The 12,598-nt window shown below is 63.7% G+C and carries 19 protein-coding genes; 15 read left to right on the plus strand and 4 right to left on the minus strand.

All coding sequences use genetic code 11. The features are described 5' to 3' along the window. Position 1: 1 nt before the first annotated feature. Positions 2-256 (minus strand): acyl carrier protein, encoded by a 255-nt coding sequence (locus FJ434_RS03335; protein ID WP_027145432.1) that lies wholly within the window; start codon positions 254-256, stop codon positions 2-4. Positions 257-452: 196 nt separating this feature from the next. Here FJ434_RS03335 and FJ434_RS03340 point away from each other — a divergent pair, with 196 nt between their 5' ends. From FJ434_RS03340 to FJ434_RS03360, 5 genes are read left to right on the plus strand one after another with little or no spacing between them, the layout of a single operon-like run. Then, positions 453-1,295: an urease accessory protein UreD gene (locus FJ434_RS03340; RefSeq protein WP_140748706.1), complete on the plus strand. Its 843-nt coding sequence runs from the start codon at positions 453-455 to the stop codon at positions 1,293-1,295. Between the two features lie 28 nt (positions 1,296-1,323). Beyond that, entirely contained in the window at positions 1,324-1,626 is a 303-nt protein-coding gene (locus tag FJ434_RS03345) for an urease subunit gamma (protein WP_015314510.1), read from the plus strand. 12 nt (positions 1,627-1,638) lie between these two features. Beyond that, a complete protein-coding gene (locus tag FJ434_RS03350) occupies positions 1,639-1,893 on the plus strand; it encodes a DUF1272 domain-containing protein (protein ID WP_140748709.1) in 255 nt (84 codons plus the stop codon). Between the two features lie 26 nt (positions 1,894-1,919). Beyond that, positions 1,920-2,507: a HupE/UreJ family protein gene (locus FJ434_RS03355; RefSeq protein ID WP_140748713.1), complete on the plus strand. Its 588-nt coding sequence runs from the start codon at positions 1,920-1,922 to the stop codon at positions 2,505-2,507. A 6-nt stretch (positions 2,508-2,513) separates the two neighbouring features. Then, on the plus strand, positions 2,514-2,819 hold the full coding sequence (locus FJ434_RS03360) for an urease subunit beta (protein WP_140748717.1): 306 nt from the start codon (positions 2,514-2,516) through the stop codon (positions 2,817-2,819). A 74-nt stretch (positions 2,820-2,893) separates the two neighbouring features. Here the strand turns inward: FJ434_RS03360 and FJ434_RS03365 are convergent, their stop codons facing one another. Both FJ434_RS03365 and FJ434_RS03370 read right to left on the minus strand, forming a co-directional pair. Further along, a complete protein-coding gene (locus FJ434_RS03365; RefSeq protein ID WP_140748720.1) occupies positions 2,894-3,388 on the minus strand; it encodes a hypothetical protein in 495 nt (164 codons plus the stop codon). 114 nt (positions 3,389-3,502) lie between these two features. Continuing rightward, positions 3,503-3,880 (minus strand): hypothetical protein, encoded by a 378-nt coding sequence (locus FJ434_RS03370; RefSeq protein ID WP_140508247.1) that lies wholly within the window; start codon positions 3,878-3,880, stop codon positions 3,503-3,505. A 164-nt stretch (positions 3,881-4,044) separates the two neighbouring features. On the opposite strand from FJ434_RS03370, the gene ureC reads away from it, so the two are divergent. The 9 genes from ureC (at position 4,045) to FJ434_RS03415 (ending at position 10,739) form a co-directional block, all read left to right on the plus strand. After that, positions 4,045-5,760, plus strand: a complete 1,716-nt coding sequence (gene ureC / locus FJ434_RS03375) for an urease subunit alpha (protein WP_181165953.1) — start codon at positions 4,045-4,047, stop codon at positions 5,758-5,760. A 64-nt stretch (positions 5,761-5,824) separates the two neighbouring features. Further along, on the plus strand, positions 5,825-6,313 hold the full coding sequence (locus tag FJ434_RS03380; RefSeq protein ID WP_140508251.1) for a DUF29 domain-containing protein: 489 nt from the start codon (positions 5,825-5,827) through the stop codon (positions 6,311-6,313). 38 nt (positions 6,314-6,351) lie between these two features. Further along, entirely contained in the window at positions 6,352-6,945 is a 594-nt protein-coding gene (locus FJ434_RS03385) for a hypothetical protein (protein ID WP_140748723.1), read from the plus strand. Between the two features lie 44 nt (positions 6,946-6,989). Then, positions 6,990-7,592, plus strand: coding sequence for a glutathione S-transferase family protein (locus tag FJ434_RS03390; RefSeq protein ID WP_140508255.1), 603 nt, complete (start codon positions 6,990-6,992; stop codon positions 7,590-7,592). After that, complete coding sequence (locus tag FJ434_RS03395; protein ID WP_140748726.1) at positions 7,589-8,152, plus strand: urease accessory protein UreE; 564 nt, start codon at positions 7,589-7,591, stop codon at positions 8,150-8,152. The genes FJ434_RS03390 and FJ434_RS03395 overlap by 4 nt, the downstream gene beginning before the upstream one ends. Next, complete coding sequence (locus tag FJ434_RS03400) at positions 8,145-8,816, plus strand: urease accessory protein UreF (RefSeq protein ID WP_140748729.1); 672 nt, start codon at positions 8,145-8,147, stop codon at positions 8,814-8,816. The genes FJ434_RS03395 and FJ434_RS03400 overlap by 8 nt, the downstream gene beginning before the upstream one ends. Further along, positions 8,813-9,253: a DUF3995 domain-containing protein gene (locus tag FJ434_RS03405; RefSeq protein ID WP_140715410.1), complete on the plus strand. Its 441-nt coding sequence runs from the start codon at positions 8,813-8,815 to the stop codon at positions 9,251-9,253. The genes FJ434_RS03400 and FJ434_RS03405 overlap by 4 nt, the downstream gene beginning before the upstream one ends. Then, positions 9,250-9,891, plus strand: a complete 642-nt coding sequence (gene ureG / locus FJ434_RS03410; protein ID WP_140748732.1) for an urease accessory protein UreG — start codon at positions 9,250-9,252, stop codon at positions 9,889-9,891. Before FJ434_RS03405 ends, ureG begins: the two co-directional genes overlap by 4 nt. Before the next feature lie 80 nt (positions 9,892-9,971). Then, positions 9,972-10,739 carry a class II aldolase and adducin N-terminal domain-containing protein gene (locus FJ434_RS03415; protein ID WP_140748735.1) on the plus strand — a complete coding sequence of 256 codons (768 nt, stop codon included), beginning with the start codon at positions 9,972-9,974 and terminating at the stop codon, positions 10,737-10,739. Between the two features lie 3 nt (positions 10,740-10,742). On the opposite strand, the gene FJ434_RS03420 is transcribed toward FJ434_RS03415, so the two are convergent. Then, positions 10,743-11,375: an HAD family phosphatase gene (locus FJ434_RS03420; protein ID WP_140748738.1), complete on the minus strand. Its 633-nt coding sequence runs from the start codon at positions 11,373-11,375 to the stop codon at positions 10,743-10,745. A 242-nt stretch (positions 11,376-11,617) separates the two neighbouring features. Here FJ434_RS03420 and FJ434_RS03425 point away from each other — a divergent pair, with 242 nt between their 5' ends. Then, positions 11,618-12,577, plus strand: a complete 960-nt coding sequence (locus FJ434_RS03425) for a sugar-binding transcriptional regulator (protein ID WP_140508269.1) — start codon at positions 11,618-11,620, stop codon at positions 12,575-12,577. Positions 12,578-12,598: the final 21 nt, after the last annotated feature.

Consider the following 12,598-nt stretch of genomic DNA (forward strand, 5'->3'; position numbering starts at 1 on the left):
GTCAGGCTTTTTTCGCGATCAGCGCGCGAACGGCCTCGACCATGTCGCCGACATTCTTCAGATTGCTCCAGGCATCGACCGTGTTCATCTCGATCTCGATGCCATATTGCTCCTCGAGGTCGAAGATGATCTCGGTCAGCTCCAGCGAATGGATGCCGAGCGCCGTCAATTCGGTCGTGGTGGTGATTTCCTCGCCGCCCGGCTCGGCATGGGCCTTGATCTTCTCGATGATGTCCGTTGCCAGCTGGTCAGCCATTCGGTTTCTTCCCCACTTGTCGGTTCCGACGCTGAACAGCGCCTTCTTGTCCTCGATATCAGATCGCGATCTTCGCCTTCTACCCCCGGCAAGCGTTGCCTGACCGTACCAAGGTGGTTCCCTCTATAGAAACGGAAACGTCATCAAGCAACAAGCTATATGTCGACAAAAGCGCCACAGTGCTTAACCTGATGGCGTGGATACGATCGAAAATACGAAGTTCTCAGGTCAACTGCCCCAGCGCGCGGCGGGCAAGGCGCAGCTTGGTTGCGCCAGCATCGGCGGACGCACGCGGCTGCGGCGCCTCTATCAGGACGGCTCCGCCAAGATAAGGCTGCCGGCCGTTCCAGCCGGCCCGCTGGAGGCCGTCCTGATCAACACCGCCGGCGGGCTGACCGGCGGCGACCGCCTCGGTTGGGATGTCGATATCGGCGTGGATGCCAGTGCCGCGATAACGACCCAGGCCTGCGAAAAAGTCTATCGCGCCGCGTCGGATCATGCCGAAGTGCGGGTCAAGCTGACCGTGGGTGCGAACGGCAGCATCGCCTGGCTGCCGCAGGAAACCATCGTCTTCGACCGCGCCGCCTTTGCCCGCACATTGGATGTCGAACTCGCGGCCGGAGCCGAGGCGCTGGTGCTGGAAGCCACTGTCTTCGGCCGCCTGGCCATGGGCGAACGTGCCGCACAGGGCACTTTTCGCGACCGCTGGCGTGTTCGCAGGGAAGGAACCCTCATCCATGCCGAGGATTTCCGCATCGGACCTGCCATCGCCGACACCTTGTCCCGTCCGGCGATATCAGGTGGCGCGATCGCCGTGGCTACGCTGCTGCTGGTATCGCCGCGCGCGGAAGCCTTGCTCGACCCGGTTCGGGAGATCATTGGCGACCGGGGTGGCGTCAGCCTCTGGACCGTGAAGACATCTGGCAAGCTTCTTGCGAGGCTTTACGCCGGGGACGGCTACCACCTGCGCCAGCGGCTGGTCCCGCTCGTCGAATTGCTCAACGGAAGGGCGGGGTTGCCCAAATTATGGTCACTGTGACTGTGTCCGCATCATTTCAGGAAGACGCATGAACCTGACGCCAAGGGAAAAGGACAAGCTGCTGATCGCCATGGCGGCGATCGTGGCGCGTAAGCGGCTCGAGCGCGGCGTCAAGCTCAACCATCCGGAAGCCATCGCGCTGATCACCGATTTCGTCGTCGAAGGCGCCCGCGATGGCCGCCCGGTCGCCGAGCTGATGGAGGCCGGCGCCCATGTCGTCAGCCGCGCGCAGGTGATGGAAGGCATCGCCGAAATGATCCATGACGTGCAGGTGGAAGCGACCTTTCCCGACGGCACCAAGCTGGTGACCGTGCACGAACCGATCCGGTGAGGAGAGAGAAAAATGCTGGAGCTGCGCCCGAACTGCGAATGCTGCGACAAGGATCTGCCGCCCGAAGCGAAGGATGCGTTGATCTGCACCTTCGAGTGCACCTTCTGCGCGCGCTGTGTCGAAAACGTGCTTGGCGGCGTCTGCCCGAACTGCGGCGGCGATTTTACCGCCCGGCCGATCCGTCCCGCCGCGATGTTGAAGAAATATCCGGCTTCGACCAAGCGCGTGCTCAAGGCCGAGGGCTGCGGCTCCCGCAAGGCCGCCTGACACCGCAAAACGAAAGGCAAAATAAAATGGTCCCTGTCAAACGCCTGTGCCTCTCGGCGATCCTGCTCGTAGCGGCAGCCATGCCCGCCTACGCCCACGTCGGCATCGGCACGACCTCCTCCTTTATAGTCGGCTTCACGCATCCGCTGTCGGGTCTCGACCATATGACAGTGATGCTCGCTGTTGGCCTTTGGGCGGCCCTCAAGGGCGGCAAGGCGATCTGGGTTTGGCCGGCGGCGTTCGTCGGCGTCATGCTGGCCGGCGGCGCATTTGGCATGCTGCACGTGCCGCTGCCCTTCGTTGAGCCGGGCATACTGGCCTCCGTCGTGGCGCTTGGGCTGCTGGTGGCGCTGGCGGTCGATCTCCCCGTTTCGGCCGGTGTCGCCATCATCGGCCTGTTCGCGCTGTTTCACGGCCATGCCCATGGCATGGAAGTGCCGGAAAATGCCGGCGGCCTCGAATATATGGCCGGCTTTGCCGTTGCCACCGTGCTGCTCCATGCAATCGGCATCGCCGCTGGTCTGAGCCTCGGCCTCAGGTTCCGCGGTGTGGCCCGTATCGCGGGTGCCGCCTGCGCGGCGATCGGCGTCGGCCTCGCCTTCGGCGTGGTGTGAGGTCCCATGATCCCCGGCGAAATCATTCCCGCCCAAGGCGACATCGAACTCAACAAGGGTCTGCCGACCGTCATCCTGAAAGTGGCCAACGGCGGCGACCGGCCGGTCCAGGTCGGCAGCCACTACCATTTCTACGAAACCAATGCGGCGCTGAAATTCGACCGCGCGCGCGCGCGCGGCATGCGCCTCGACATCGCCGCCGGCACCGCCACGCGCTTCGAACCGGGGCAGGAACGCGACGTCACGCTGGTGCCGCTCGGCGGCAAGCGCGAGGTCTATGGATTCCAGCAGAAGGTGATGGGCAAGCTGTGAGGGTGTCTCATGCGTGGTGCGCAAGGCCGGCGAATGGCTTCGGGGCAAGCCTGCACACAGGCGATGCCTTCGGCTCAGCCCGACGGCTTGGCGGCCGCATAGATCACGATCTTTCCGGGATCATCGAACTCCACGGCGAGCACATCATCGGCAAGCACGCGCCGCGACTCGATGGCATTGTAGAGCAGGGCGTTGGCCTCGATCTCCTTGCGCAGTTCCGCGACATCGTCCTGATGCTGCCTAACCTTGTTCTCGATGGCCGGCGGCGGGCCGCCCTCGCTGCGCGCCGCGTCGGTCAGGAACACGATATCGACCTTGTCGAGCTTGGACGTCTTGCGCACCGTGCTGATGTTTTCGCGCGTGCGGTCGATCGCCGAATTGACCTTTCCGATCTCAGCGGTCGTCTTGGCCTCTTCCTGGTTGACCTGCGAGCCGACAATCCGGTCGACAGTCTCCGGGCTTTGAAGGCCCTGCGCGTTCAGCGCTGCCTGGGGAACGCTCGCCGCGACAAACGCAGCCGCGGCAACGGCGTGCAGCCAACGGGCATCGGGCAAGGTGATGTCGGTCATCGTCCACTTTCGCGGTTTGTTTCGACGCTCAGGAAACGAAACGACTCCGGCCCTGCCACGGTTCCCGTCATGATTCGGCGGGCGGACCGGATACCGGCCCGCCACGCCGGGTCCTTAACTCGCTTTCTTGGTGATCAGGGTCAGCGCGCCATTCGGCTCCATGCTGGCCGCGACCACCTGAGCCGAGGTCATTCCCTTGGCCTGGAGAGCGGATTTCACCTTGGGGGTGGCGTCGATCGAACTGCGCAGTTTCTGCAGGCCGGCGTCGCCACGCTGGGCGATCACCTGGTTGACCTGCGTCTGCGTGTCCTTCGGCAGCTCGCTGATGTCGATGACGTTGACGCTCTGGATCGCTGGCGCGGCCTGCTGACCGCCAGGGGCGGCTGGAGCCGGCGTGGTCGGAGCGGGCTGTTGCGCGGGCTGCTGCTGGGCACTGGCGGCACCAACCAGCATCAGGCTGGCGGCGGTTGCAAGAACTATCGTTTTGCGCATGGATTTTCCTTCCATCGATTTGGCAAACGGTCGCTTTGGGGTGGCGTCCCAACCTCAACCGCCAAATGGGATCAGAAGGTGTCGCCCAGCGGGTCATTGCGTGACCATTGGAAGGCGACAATGTGCAGACGGACTTCGACCATACCGCATTTCGGGAGCAATCGCTGATGGCCAGACTAACCCGTGCCGCCTACGCCCAGATGTACGGCCCGACCGTTGGCGACAGAGTGCGGCTTGCCGATACCGAGCTGATCATCGAGGTCGAGAAGGATTTCACCATTCATGGCGAGGAGGTGAAATTCGGCGGCGGCAAGGTCATTCGCGACGGCATGGGCCAGAGCCAGGTTTCCCGTGCCCAGGGCGCGGTCGACACCGTCATCACCAACGCGCTGGTAATCGATGCCAGTGCCGGCATCTTCAAGGCCGATATCGGCCTCAGGGATGGCCGAATCACCGCAATAGGCAAGGCCGGCAATCCTGATACGCAGGATGGCGTCACTATCGTCATCGGTCCCGGCACCGAAATCATCGCCGGCGAAGGCAAAATACTCACCGCCGGCGGCTTCGACGCGCATATCCACTTCATCTGCCCACAGCAGATCGAGGAAGCGCTGATGTCGGGCATCACCACCATGCTCGGCGGCGGCACCGGCCCGGCGCATGGCACGCTGGCGACCACCTGCACGCCGGGGCCATGGCACATGGCGCGCATGATCCAGTCCTTCGACGCTTTCCCGATGAATATCGGCCTGTCGGGTAAAGGCAACGCCTCGCTGCCCGCCGCACTCGAGGAAATGGTGCTGGGCGGCGCTTGCTCGCTCAAACTGCACGAGGACTGGGGCACGACGCCGGCCGCGATCGACTGCTGCCTGTCGGTCGCCGACGACTACGACGTGCAGGTGATGATCCACACCGACACGCTCAACGAGAGCGGCTTTGTCGAGAACACGGTGGCGGCGATCAAGGGCCGCACCATCCATGCCTTCCACACCGAAGGTGCGGGTGGTGGCCATGCGCCGGATATCATCAAGGTCTGCGGCCTTCCCAACGTCATCCCGTCCTCGACCAACCCGACGCGGCCCTACACCGCCAACACGCTGGCCGAGCATCTCGACATGCTGATGGTCTGCCATCATCTGTCGCCGTCGATCCCCGAGGACATCGCTTTCGCCGAAAGCCGCATCCGCAAGGAAACCATCGCTGCGGAGGACATCCTGCACGACATCGGCGCCTTCTCGATCATCTCGTCCGACAGCCAGGCCATGGGCCGCGTCGGCGAGGTGGCGATCCGGACCTGGCAGACCGCCGACAAGATGAAGCGCCAGCGCGGGTCACTGCCGCAGGAGACCGGCGACAACGACAATTTCCGCGTCCGCCGCTATATCGCCAAATACACCATCAATCCGGCCATCGCCCACGGCCTCTCGAAGGAGATCGGCTCGATCGCGGTCGGCAAACGCGCCGACCTGGTGCTGTGGAACCCGGCCTTCTTCGGCGTCAAGCCGGACATGGTGCTGATCGGCGGCATGATCGCCGCCGCCCCGATGGGCGACCCCAACGCCTCGATCCCGACGCCGCAGCCGATGCACTACCGGCCGATGTTCGGCGCCTATGGCAAAGCCCGGACCAATTCGTCGGTGACCTTCGTTTCGAAGGCCGCGCTCGAATCAGGTTTGCACGGCAGGCTTGGCGTCGACAAGCAGTTCGTCGCCGTCGAGAACACGCGCGGCGGCATCGGCAAGCACTCGATGGTACTCAACGACGCCACGCCCCATATCGAGGTTGATCCGGAAACCTATGAAGTTCGCGCCGACGGCGAGTTGCTGACCTGCGAACCGGCGACGGTGCTGCCGATGGCGCAACGGTATTTTCTGTTTTGAGCCTCACCGGTGCCTGCGCCAAGAAGCCGTTTAAACGCGGCGCGCTTTAGGGCATTATGCGCATATGAACAGGATTGACCGTCTCAGGGCCATGACACCCTATGAAACAGACTACGCCCAGTGGTGCGCCGAGCAGGGTGCGTTGCTGCGCGAGGGTCGTCTCTCCGATCTCGACCGCGAGAACCTTGCCGAGGAGATAGAAAGCTTGGGGAGAAGTGACCGGAGAGAAATTCGCAGTCGGATGCGGGTGTTGATTGCACACCTCCTGAAATGGGAATTCCAGCCGGGCCACAGATGCCACAGCTGGCAATCGTCGATTTCCGAGCAGCGTGTCTGGATCGAAGGTATCCTCAAGGATAGTCCGAGTCTTCGTCGCTATCCCGCTCAAATCTTCGATCAGTCCTACAAAGACGCGTTGCCCATTGCCATTCAGGAGACCGGCCTGCGGAAATCGCAATTTCCAAGTGAGCCACCGTTCAATGCCAAGCAGGCGCTCGATGGGAGATTTTGGCCTGGCGGCCCTCTTTCAATGGATGATTTCCTGCGAGGCTAGCTGCCTCTTTTTCCCCACCAGCGTTTCTCCCAAGATCCATGGCCACCGAAATAGCCTCCGCCCATGACATCTTCCCGCATATCCGCATCGTCATGGGCATGGTGATCGGACTTGGCGTCGCCCGCCTGCTGTCGGGGGTAGCGCGCATCGTCCAGCATCCCGGCCAGTATCGGCTCTATCCCGTGCATCTGGCCTGGGTCGTCTCGGTCCTGCTGATGCTGGTGCATTTCTGGTGGTGGGAGTTCGACCTCTACGCCGTCGAAACGTGGACCTTCGGCAAATACCTTTTCATTATTTTCTATGCCATCACGCTGTTCCTGCTGTGCGCGCTGCTGTTTCCGGATTCGATGCTGGACTACACCAGCTACGAGGATTTCTTCTATTCGCGCCGGGCCTGGTTCTTTGGACTGCTGGCGGGGAGCTACCTGCTCGACGTCATCGACACCCTGTTGAAAGGTCCGGAGCATTTCGCCCGCTTCGGCAACGAATATCTGTTCCGCACGCCGGTCTTCGTCGCGCTCTGCATCGCCGCGATCCTGGTGCGCGACCGCCGCTTCCACATCGCCTTCGTCGCGGCCGCGCTCATCTACCAGATATCGTTCATCCTGCGGCTCTTCGACACGATCGTATGACACCTCCCGATGATCTAGAGTTCCGGGGAAAGGCAGGTTCAACGATGTACAAGGCCGTCGGATCGCGCGGATCCCGGGTCAGCCGCGTCCTCTGGATGCTCGAGGAACTCGGGGAGCCCTATGAATTCGTCGAGGTCAAGCTCCGCTCGCCGGAAGCCTATGCGCTCAACCCGTCGGGCAAGGTGCCGATCCTCATCGACCGTGAGCTGACGGTGACGGATTCGGCGGCGATCTGCGTCTATCTGGCGGAGAAGCACGCCGACAAGGGGATGGGCGCCAATCCCGGTCTCGCCGGCCGTGCCGAAATCGATTCCTGGATGCACTTCGCCCAGTCGGAGTTCGAAGCGCCGCTGTGGAACAAATTGCGCCACCGCTTCCTCCTACCCAGGGAAGTTCGGGTCGATGTCGGTCCTGCCGCGGCCTATGACTTCGCCACGGAGGTCAAGGCGCTGGACCGCCGGCTCGGCGACAGGCTGTTCGCGCTGGGCCGGTTCTCGGCTGTCGACGTGCTGCTCGGCGACATGGGCGGCTGGGCGCGTGCCGGCCGGTTCCCGATCGACTCCGACCGCGTCAACGCCTATTTCGACCGCGTGTTGTCGCGGCCTGCCCGTGCGCGGGCGCAAGCTAACGGAGGCTCCATGAAATGAAGCTCAACCTCAACACCGACTTCACCAAATTTCCGCGCGCCGTCTCGGTGCTGCCTGCGGGCAGTGTTGGAGCCACCGCGCCATCCGGCCGTGCGGTTCTCGCCCATGACGAGCGGCATCTGCGCCGCCGCGCCATCGAACTTGCCGACGGCAGCAAGGTGCTGGTCGACTTGCGCGTGCCTATTGCCCTCAACGATGGCGACCGGCTCGTGCTGGAGGATGGCGGCCATATCGAGATCGTCGCGGCGCCCGAAGCGGTCTATGACATCCGCGCCCGCGACGCCGTGCATCTGACCGAACTCGCCTGGCATATTGGCAACCGCCATCTCGCCGCCGGCATCGAGGCGAACCGCATCCTCATCCTTCGCGACCACGTCATCAAGGCGATGCTGGAGGGGCTCGGCGCCACGGTGCGCGACGTCTCGGAACCGTTCAAGCCGGTCCGCGGCGCCTACTCCGGTGGGCATGGCCACGCCCACGCCGAGGCGCACAGCCATGGCCACGGCGAATCCCATTCGCACAGCCATGCGCATTCGCATCACGATCATCATCATGACTGACCAGCCCTCCGGCATCGCCCTGCTGCGGCTGTTGGCTTGGCTGTCGCCGGCCTTTCCGGTCGGCGGCTTTGCCTATAGCCATGGCCTTGAGCGGGCGGTGTATGATGGGTTGGTGACCGATGCCGCTGGCCTTGCCGGCTGGCTGGAGACGCTGGTTGAGATGGGTTCGGGCTGGAACGATGCCGTGCTGTTCGCCGAGAGCTGGCGCCGCGCCCGCGAAGGCGGCGATCTGGCCGAAGTCGCAGCACTGGCCGAGGCATTGGCAGGCTCGCGCGAGCGCCACACCGAGACCATGCTGCAAGGTGCGGCCTTTCTTAAGGCCGCCGCCGCCTGGCCCAATCCAGTGCTGGAGCGCTTGCCGGCCGAGTGCGCCTATTGCGTCGCTGTCGGCACTGTCGCCGGCGGCAACGGCATTGCGCTGCAGGACGCGCTGTCCGCCTTCCTGCAAGCCTTCTTCTCCAACCTCGTCCAGGCCGCGATCCGGCTCGGCGTCATCGGCCAGAACGAGGCCACGACGCTGCTGGCAGGGTTCGAGCCGCTGGCGCTCTCGACCGCTGCCCGCGCGTCCCGCTCGATACCGGACGATCTCGGCGGCTGCGCCTTCATCTCCGACATCGTGGCGATGAAGCACGAAACCCAGTACTCACGACTGTTCCGCTCATGATCCTCCTCGCCTTCGTCCTCTCATTCGTCCTGCTGCTGATCACGGCCCTGCACGTCTATTGGGGCATAGGCGGCATCTGGCCGGGCAGGGATGCGGCGTCCTGCGCCCACGCCGTCGTCGGTTTTCGCGGCGTCGACGAAATGCCGACGCCATTCGCCAGTTTCGCCGTTGCCGCTTGCCTTGGCCTGGCAACGCTGTGGCCGCTGGCGCTCATCGGTTTCTTTGCCTCGCCGTTTCCAAGGGAGGGGCTTGCCGCCACGTCGATGCTGATCGGTCTGGTGTTCCTGGGGCGCGGTATCGCCGGTTTCATGCCCTGGTGGCGCCGGCTGGCACCCGAACAGCCTTTTGCGCGGCTCGATACCAATCTCTATTCGCCGCTGTGCCTGCTGATCGGGCTCGGCTTCGCGGTTCTTGCCATTATGGAGTTTCCGACATGACACAAGCGAACGGTCCTCTTCGTATCGGCATCGGCGGCCCCGTCGGTTCCGGCAAGACGACGCTCACCGAAAAACTCTGCAAGGCGCTGCGCGACGAGTTTTCCATCGCCGTCGTCACCAACGACATCTACACCCGGGAAGACGCCATGATGTTGGCCCGGCTGCAGGCGCTGCCGGAGGACCGCATCGTCGGCGTCGAGACCGGCGGCTGCCCGCACACCGCCATCCGCGAGGACGCCTCGATCAATTTGCAGGCTATCGCCGAGCTGAACCGCAAATTTCCCGATCTCGACATCATCTTCATCGAATCCGGCGGCGACAACCTGGCCGCCACCTTCTCGCCGGACCTTGCCGACCTGACGCTCTATGTCATCTCGGTCTGCCAGGGCGAAGAGATTCCGAGAAAGGGCGGCCCGGCGATCACGCGTTCCGATTTCCTCATCATCAACAAGCGCGACCTGGCGCCCTATGTGAACGTCAATCTCGATGTCATGGAGAGCGACGCCGGCCGCATGCGCGGCAAGCGGCCGTTCGGCTTCACCGATCTTTCGCGCGGCAAGGGCCTGCAGGAGGTGATCGATTTCATCGTCGAGCACGGCGGACTGCGGACTGTTGGCGCCGCAAGCACGGCGGCATAGCTGGCGGTCTGCACCAAGCGAAAGCGGTTGCGGGCACCAGCGGAGCGCGGCATTCTTGCCGAAACCGGAGGATTTCCAGGATGAGCATTGCCCGCCTGCAGAAGGAAACGCTGACCAACCTGCCCCTCTACGAAGAGCGCGTCGATCTCGCATGCGCCTTCCGTTGGACGGCGCGGCTCAACATGCACGAAGCGGTGGCCAACCATTTCTCGCTGGCCGTCAACGACGACGGCACCAGGTTCCTGATGAACCCGAACCAGGTGCATTTCTCGCGCATCAAGGCGAGTGACCTGATCGAGATCGACGCCAACGACCCCGACACGCTTTCAGGGCCGAATGCACCCGACCCGACGGCATGGGGGCTGCACGGAGCCGTCCATCGCAACGTGCCGCACGCGCGCTGCGTCATGCATGTCCATTCGATCCACGCCACCGTGCTGGCCTCGCTTGCCGATTCGACGCTGCCGCCGATCGACCAGAATTCGGCGATGTTCTTCAACCGTCACATCGTCGACGCGCATTATGGCGGGCTGGCCTTCGAGGAAGAGGGCGAACGCTGCTCGCAGCTTCTCGCCGACCCCAAGGTCAAGGTGATGGTGATGGGCAACCATGGCGTGCTGGTTATCGGCGACACCGTCGCCGATGCTTTCAACCGCATGTTCTATTTCGAGCGCGCCGCCGAGACCTACATCAAGGCGTTGTGGACCGGCCGACCGCTGCGCACGCTCTCCGACGCGATCGCCGAAAAGGCGGCGAGCGAGATGGACGACTATCCAGGCCAGGCCGAACGCCATCTCGCCGAGTTGAAGGCGATCCTCGACGAACAGGAGCCGGCGTACCGGAACTGAGGGCTACAGTCCGAGCTGAGCCCGCAATTCCGTGGCGCTGTTGATGACGACCGCGCCGGGCGGGCCTTCCATCGGCTTTTCAGGCCAGAAGATGGTCTTCATTCCCGCCGCCAGGCCCGCCATGGCGCCCGGCCAGCTGTCGTCGACCGCGACGGCGTGCGCAGGATCGACCTCCGCCAGATAGGCGGCGCGCAGGAAAGGCTCGGCGTGCGGCTTGCCTTCGCGCACGTCGTTGCGGCTGATCGTCTTCATGCCGGGGTAAGTCAGCCCCACCATGTGCAGGTTGGCGTCGACGATCATCCGGTCCGAATTGGAGACCACCGCCTGCTGCACACCGAGCGCGCGCAGTTCGTTGAAGACCTCGATCGCGCCTGGGCGCGGCTTCAGCCCCTCGACCAGCGGCAGGTAATGCTCATATTTGTGAACGATCCATTCGTCGAAGGGCAGTTGCAGCCCGAACTCGTCGCGCATCATTTCGTAGACCGGCCAGGCGGCGACGCCGAGCACGCGCTCATGCAGATCGTCAGGCGGCGTGAGGCCGGCATTGCGCATCGCTGCAATGAGGGCTGCCTCGTGCAGCGGTTCGCTGTCGACCAGCGTGCCGTCCATGTCCCAGAAAACCGCCTTCGGTGTCATGCAGCGCTCCTTTTTGCGATCCCTTAAAGGGTTTGCGACGGGAGATAAACCTTTAGCGGCCACAGAACATGCCTTCCGATGAAGACGGAACCGGCCGCGCTTTCTCCAGCCGGATGATAGTGAAGAAAACTCCGCTGTATCGGTGTAAGCATTTGCTCTTGAGATTGACAATTGCGCAGGCGGCCATTCCCTGCGAAACTGAACTGACCGCCTGATGATCGGCGGTTTTCGGGAGGCAGGACGTGAATACCCGGCAGGATGGCGGCACCAACAGGCTGGATGACGCGGCGCGCGCCGGCTGGCTCTACTATGTTGCCGGCAACACACAGGACCAGATCGCCGCCACGCTCGGCATATCGAGGCAGACGGCGCAGCGGCTGGTGTCGCTGGCGGTGTCGGAAGGCCTGATCAAGGTCCGCGTCGATCATCCGATCGCCAACTGCCTGGACCTTGCCGCGCGGCTGAAATCGCGCTTCGCGCTCGACCTTGTCGAGGTGGTGCCGAGTGACCCCAGTTCATCCTCCACGACCATCGGCATCGCCGAAGCGGCGGCCGCCGAGATCGAGCGGCGGCTTCGGTCGCCGACACCGCTCGTCATGGGCATCGGCACCGGACGCACGCTGAAGGCGGCGATCGAACAATTGCCGCCGATGGAATGCCCGCAGCACAAGGTGGTGTCCTTGACCGGCAACATCTCGCCGGACGGTTCGGCCGCCTTCTACAACGTCATCTTCACCATGGCCGACAGGGTCAAGGCGCGGTCCTTCCCGATGCCGCTGCCGGTCATCGCCTCCTCGCCGCAGGAGCGCGAGATGCTGCTCAATCAGCCGATGATCCAGCCGACGCTGGCGCTTGCCGCCGAGGCCGATGTCACCTTCATCGGCATTGGCGACCTTGGGCCGAAGGCGCCGCTCTACGAGGATGGCTTCATTTCCGAAAGCGAGCTGAAAGCCCTGCAGAAGGCCGGCGGCGTCGCCGAAATCGTCGGCTGGGTGTTCGATCGCGAAGGCCGCATGATCGAGGGCATCACCAATGACCGGGTGTCGTCGGCAGCGCTGCCGTCGCGTGAGAAGTCGCTGGTCATTGCGCTTGCCATGGGCGAGCGCAAGCTGCCGGGTATCATGGCGGCCGTCAACCGCCGGCTGGTCAACGGGCTCATCACCGACGAGCGGACGGCCGCCGCCCTGCTGGCCAGCATTTGACGGCTTCGTGATAAAGCCAGC

Source organism: Mesorhizobium sp. B2-5-13, from assembly GCF_006440535.1.
GTDB lineage: Bacteria > Pseudomonadota > Alphaproteobacteria > Rhizobiales > Rhizobiaceae > Mesorhizobium > Mesorhizobium salmacidum.

Bases quoted from the DNA above. Each gene is read 5' to 3' on its own strand.
- FJ434_RS03335 (WP_027145432.1), bottom strand. From the start codon at position 256: ATGGCTGACCAGCTGGCAACGGACATCATCGAGAAGATCAAGGCCCAT.
- FJ434_RS03345 (WP_015314510.1), top strand. From the start codon at position 1,324: ATGAACCTGACGCCAAGGGAAAAGGACAAGCTGCTGATCGCCATGGCG.
- FJ434_RS03350 (WP_140748709.1), top strand. From the start codon at position 1,639: ATGCTGGAGCTGCGCCCGAACTGCGAATGCTGCGACAAGGATCTGCCG.
- FJ434_RS03355 (WP_140748713.1), top strand. From the start codon at position 1,920: ATGGTCCCTGTCAAACGCCTGTGCCTCTCGGCGATCCTGCTCGTAGCG.
- FJ434_RS03360 (WP_140748717.1), top strand. From the start codon at position 2,514: ATGATCCCCGGCGAAATCATTCCCGCCCAAGGCGACATCGAACTCAAC.
- FJ434_RS03365 (WP_140748720.1), bottom strand. From the start codon at position 3,388: ATGACCGACATCACCTTGCCCGATGCCCGTTGGCTGCACGCCGTTGCC.
- FJ434_RS03370 (WP_140508247.1), bottom strand. From the start codon at position 3,880: ATGCGCAAAACGATAGTTCTTGCAACCGCCGCCAGCCTGATGCTGGTT.
- FJ434_RS03380 (WP_140508251.1), top strand. From the start codon at position 5,825: ATGAACAGGATTGACCGTCTCAGGGCCATGACACCCTATGAAACAGAC.
- FJ434_RS03385 (WP_140748723.1), top strand. From the start codon at position 6,352: ATGGCCACCGAAATAGCCTCCGCCCATGACATCTTCCCGCATATCCGC.
- FJ434_RS03390 (WP_140508255.1), top strand. From the start codon at position 6,990: ATGTACAAGGCCGTCGGATCGCGCGGATCCCGGGTCAGCCGCGTCCTC.
- FJ434_RS03395 (WP_140748726.1), top strand. From the start codon at position 7,589: ATGAAGCTCAACCTCAACACCGACTTCACCAAATTTCCGCGCGCCGTC.
- FJ434_RS03400 (WP_140748729.1), top strand. From the start codon at position 8,145: ATGACTGACCAGCCCTCCGGCATCGCCCTGCTGCGGCTGTTGGCTTGG.
- FJ434_RS03405 (WP_140715410.1), top strand. From the start codon at position 8,813: ATGATCCTCCTCGCCTTCGTCCTCTCATTCGTCCTGCTGCTGATCACG.
- ureG (WP_140748732.1), top strand. From the start codon at position 9,250: ATGACACAAGCGAACGGTCCTCTTCGTATCGGCATCGGCGGCCCCGTC.
- FJ434_RS03415 (WP_140748735.1), top strand. From the start codon at position 9,972: ATGAGCATTGCCCGCCTGCAGAAGGAAACGCTGACCAACCTGCCCCTC.
- FJ434_RS03420 (WP_140748738.1), bottom strand. From the start codon at position 11,375: ATGACACCGAAGGCGGTTTTCTGGGACATGGACGGCACGCTGGTCGAC.